Genomic DNA, 4,943 nt, shown 5'->3' with positions numbered 1-4,943 from the left:
GAACGAATTATACGAATATGCCGTATGAATCTTCACCGCCAGTGGATGTCCTGAATGAAGAAAGGGATGCGTCCCTTCAAAACCTGGATGAGATTAAAGAACCGGATAAAGGAGTGACCAATCAGCCGAATCAAACGACCAATGGCCGGAAAGTGGTCGAGATATACCATAGCCATAACCGGGAGTCATATCTTCCATATTTAAAAGGGGTGACAGACCCCGATCTAGCCTACCATTCTAAAATCAATATTACGAAACTCGGGGAACGGATGGTTGAAGATTTGGCTGATAAGGGGATCGGCTCCTCACTCGATAAAACGGATATCATGGGAAATCTGAATAATAAAGGATTGAATTATGCCAAATCGTATCAAGAATCACGAAAATCGGTCCAGACGGCATTGGCCAATAACAAAGATTTAGAATACCTGATTGATATCCACCGCGATTCAAAGCGGAAGAAACATACGACAATTACAATCAGAGGTAAAGAGTATGCCAAGATCGCCTTCGTGATCGGGGGGAATAACCCGAACTATGAAAAAAATGCCGCGCTTGCCAATAAGCTTCATAAAGCATTGGAGAAAAAATACCCAGGTATTTCCCGAGGGGTTATGAAACAGGGCGGATCTAGCCATAATGGTATATATAATCAGGATTTATCAGGCAATGCCATGCTTATTGAAGTTGGCGGTGTTGATAATACTTTCGAGGAAATGTACTTGACCGTTGATGCCTTTACCGAGGTTTTCAGTGAATTTTACTGGGATGCCAAAGCAGTGGATAACCCGACCGGGGATTCGGAAGCGAGGTAATTTGAAAGGAGTTCTCTTATCATGGTTCGATTTTGGTTGAAATGTACAGGAATTGTGCTCGTATTATTTTTAGGTGTTCTAATCGGGATGCAGCAAGCGAACGACGGGATGAAAAAAATGAAGGGGTATGAAGATCCCTCTTTGAATAGTGCATTCATCATTAACCAATCGGACCAAGGGGAGATGGAAGCGGATATCCTTGGCGAAAAAGTGACGAGTCATGATTTGGAGACGAAAAAAGACAAGCTTGAAGAAATGAAAGCTTTCAACTTTTTCTCATCGATCGGCAAAACGCTTGGAGAAACCATATCAGGTGCCTTTCAAGCCCTTATTGATATGATTTAGGTAGGAAATAAGTTGATTTTGCCCTGCAAAAGGCTGCATCCGAATCCGGGATGCAGCCTTTTTTTATGCTTTGTCCTGCAATGATGCTTCTTTTGTAACTATTCTGTTGAATCTTGCATTTTCTATTGATATAATAAAAAATAGTGTATTGTGTCGACTAGTGGGAGTGAACGTCATGAATAGAGAAGAAAAATTAAAAAGACAATCAAAAATTCGTAACTTTTCCATCATCGCTCATATCGATCATGGTAAATCTACATTGGCGGATCGTATCATTGAAAAAACGAACGCCATGACTCAGCGTGAAATGAAGAGTCAGCTGTTGGATTCCATGGATTTAGAGCGTGAGCGTGGAATTACGATTAAATTGAATGCGATTCAATTGAAATATAACGCGAAAGATGGAGAAGAATACATCTTCCATCTTATTGATACACCGGGACATGTCGATTTTACGTATGAAGTGTCACGAAGCCTTGCAGCTTGTGAAGGCGCTGTCCTTGTTGTCGATGCGGCACAGGGAATTGAGGCCCAAACGCTTGCAAATGTGTATTTAGCTTTGGACAACAACCTTGAAATCATTCCGGTCATCAATAAAATTGATTTGCCGAGTGCAGATCCGGAACGGGTGCGCGGAGAAATCGAGGAAGTGATCGGATTGGATGCTTCCGATGCAGTTTTGGCTTCGGCTAAAGCCGGAATCGGAATCGAGGAGATTTTGGAGCAGGTCGTTGAATTGGTTCCAGCTCCGCAAGGTGATCCGGATGCTCCTTTCAAGGCGCTTATTTTCGATTCACTGTTTGATGCGTACCGCGGTGTAGTTGCCTATATCCGTGTTGTTGAGGGTTCCATTAAAGTGGGCGACAAAATCAAAATGATGTCCACTGGCAAGGAATTCGATGTTACCGAATTGGGTGTTTTCAACCCTAAAACACAGCTTTTGGATGAACTGAACGTCGGTGATGTAGGTTTCCTTACGGCATCCATTAAAAACGTTGGTGATACGACTGTCGGTGATACGATCACGAGTGCCGTGAATAGTGCGACAGAACCATTGCCGGGTTACAGGAAGATGAATCCGATGGTATATTGCGGTTTATACCCAATTGACGCATCGAAATTCAATGATTTACGGGATGCATTGGAGAAATTGGAATTGAACGATTCAGCGCTTCAGTTCGAAGCGGAATCATCGCAAGCATTGGGCTTCGGTTTCCGTTGCGGATTCCTTGGACTCCTTCATATGGAAATCATCCAGGAACGGATTGAACGTGAATTCAAAATCGATCTGATCACCACTGCACCGAGTGTTATTTATGATGTGGTGCAAACGGACGGAACGGTCCTGAAAGTGGATAACCCGTCCAATATGCCTGATGCCCAAAAGATCGAACGTGTCGAGGAGCCATATGTCAAAGCAACGATGATGGCACCGACGGAGTTTGTCGGGGCGATCATGGAAATCTGTCAAAATAAACGCGGTAACTTCATTGATATGGCATATATCGATGAGACTCGTGTGAGCATTCATTATGAAATTCCATTATCGGAAATCGTGTATGATTTCTTCGATCAATTGAAATCCAATACAAGAGGCTATGCTTCATTCGATTATGAGCTGATCGGCTACAAACCGTCCAAGCTTGTGAAGATGGATATTTTACTGAATGCTGAAACTGTCGATGCTTTAAGTTTCATCGTTCATAAGGACTTTGCTTATGAACGCGGTAAAGTCATTGTTGAAAAATTGAAGAAATTGATTCCAAGGCAACAATTCGAAGTGCCGATCCAAGCGGCGATCGGGCAAAAAATCATCGCCCGTTCTTCGATTAGTGCAATGCGCAAAAACGTATTGGCTAAATGTTACGGCGGCGATATTTCCCGTAAACGTAAGTTGCTCGAAAAACAGAAAGAAGGTAAAAAGCGGATGAAACAAGTAGGTTCCGTTGAAGTTCCGCAAGAAGCTTTCATGGCTGTTTTGAAAATGGATGATACGACACCCAAAAAATAAATAAAATAAGCGATAGTTAGAAAAAAGAGGGTAGAGGAGATCTAGCCTCTTTTTCTATCGACTCATTCGATTAAAAGGTTGTGAACACAATGATCAAAAGCGCCTACCTCCATATACCATTTTGTGAACATATTTGTCACTATTGTGATTTCAATAAAGTATTTTTGCAGGGACAGCCGGTCGACGAATATTTACAGATGATGAAAAGGGAAATGGTGATGCAGCTTTCCAAATACCCGACTGCAGGTTTGGATACGGTTTTCGTCGGTGGAGGGACACCGACCTCACTGGATGAAAAGCAGCTTGCATTCTTATGTGAAGCAATCAATGAAACCCTGCCCTTTGATCCCAAGAAGGCTGAATATACCTTTGAAGCCAATCCCGGGGATCTTTCAAGGGAAAAACTCAAGATACTTTATGATTCGGGGGTCAATAGACTTAGCTTTGGAGTGCAAAGCTTCAATGATGAATTATTAAAACGAATTGGCCGGACTCACCGGGCTTCAGAAGTATATGAAACGATCCATTTGGCTCAAGAAGTTGGCTTTACGAATATAAGCATCGACTTGATTTATGGATTGCCGGGCCAAACGATGGAAGATTTCAAGGATACGCTGGATAAAGCGATCGCGCTTCAATTGCCGCACTACTCAAGCTACTCATTGATCGTTGAGCCGAAGACGGTTTTTTATAATCAGATGCGAAGAGGTAAATTAAACCTGCCGCCGCAGGAGCTCGAGGCTTCGATGTATGAGAGGCTGATGGAAGAGATGGAGAAGCATGGTCTGCATCAATATGAAATCAGTAATTTTGCCCGGGCAGGGTTTGAAAGCAGGCACAACCTGACATATTGGGATAATGTGGAGTATTATGGGATTGGTGCTGGTGCACATGGCTATACTGGAGGTAAAAGGGTGGCCAATCATGGGCCTGTGAAGAAATATATCACTCCATTGCTTTCGAACGATCTGCCTGTGTTGGAAGAACATCCAGTACCGCTTCATGAACGGATGGAAGAGGAGATGTTTTTGGGTCTCCGGAAAACGCAAGGGGTTTCATTGGAAATCTTCAAGAATAAATTTTTTGTAGAAATGACGGAGATTTTCAGGAAACCGCTCGAAGAAGGATCGGCAAAGGGTTTGCTTAAGGTGGAAGGCGGGTTCGTGCGCTTGACTGAGCGGGGCAAACTGCTTGGAAATGAAGTGTTCCAAACATTTTTAGGCGTTATTGATTCCGACTGAAGGAAATCCATGTTATTTTAACGATGAATTAGCGGTTTTCATTGTTGACATCATAAGCTGCATTTGATAATTTATTAGTATATTAGCACTCGATGAGACAGAGTGCTAACAGAGGTGATCATACATGCTAACTGATCGTCAATTATTGATTCTACAAGTGATAATCGAGGATTTCATCCATTCTGCCCAGCCAGTCGGGTCACGAAGCTTGTCGAAGAAAGATGAAATCACGTTCAGCTCTGCCACAATTCGCAACGAAATGTCTGACCTTGAAGAAATGGGGTTTTTAGAAAAAACCCATACTTCTTCCGGTAGGATCCCTTCTGAAAAAGGGTATAGATATTATGTGGATCATTTACTTTCTCCTCAAGCTCCGAAAAAGAATGAAGTGAAGATTTTAAAATCCGTTTTTGTTGAACGAATTTATGAATTGGAAAAGATCGTTCAGAAGTCAGCGAAAATACTTTCGGAACTGACGAATTATACGGCGATTGTACTCGGACCAAAAGTGAATGAGCATAAGCTTAAAAA

At 42.5% G+C, this 4,943-nt stretch carries 5 protein-coding genes; all 5 read left to right on the top strand.

From position 1 onward, the window contains the following. The coding region (spoIIP, locus tag AC1DVB_RS25145) for a stage II sporulation protein P (RefSeq protein WP_477591494.1) at positions 1-815 on the top strand (815 nt) is incomplete at its 5' end. A gap of 21 nt (positions 816-836) precedes the next feature. Next, on the top strand, positions 837-1,160 hold the full coding sequence (locus AC1DVB_RS25140) for a YqxA family protein (RefSeq protein WP_057278853.1): 324 nt from the start codon (positions 837-839) through the stop codon (positions 1,158-1,160). Between the two features lie 175 nt (positions 1,161-1,335). Further along, the gene (gene lepA / locus AC1DVB_RS25135) at positions 1,336-3,171 is read left to right on the top strand and encodes a translation elongation factor 4 (protein ID WP_057278852.1); all 1,836 of its coding nucleotides are present in this window, start codon (positions 1,336-1,338) and stop codon (positions 3,169-3,171) included. Between the two features lie 89 nt (positions 3,172-3,260). Next, positions 3,261-4,412 (top strand): radical SAM family heme chaperone HemW, encoded by a 1,152-nt coding sequence (hemW, locus tag AC1DVB_RS25130; protein WP_477591491.1) that lies wholly within the window; start codon positions 3,261-3,263, stop codon positions 4,410-4,412. A gap of 124 nt (positions 4,413-4,536) precedes the next feature. Beyond that, on the top strand, positions 4,537-4,943 hold a 407-nt coding region (locus AC1DVB_RS25125), incomplete at its 3' end, for an HrcA family transcriptional regulator (RefSeq protein WP_477591489.1).

The sequence above is a fragment of the Peribacillus sp. P4_D6 genome (genome assembly GCF_056401795.1).
Note: the sequence above shows the minus strand (reverse complement) of the source record. Positions and strands in the feature narration are given on the sequence as shown.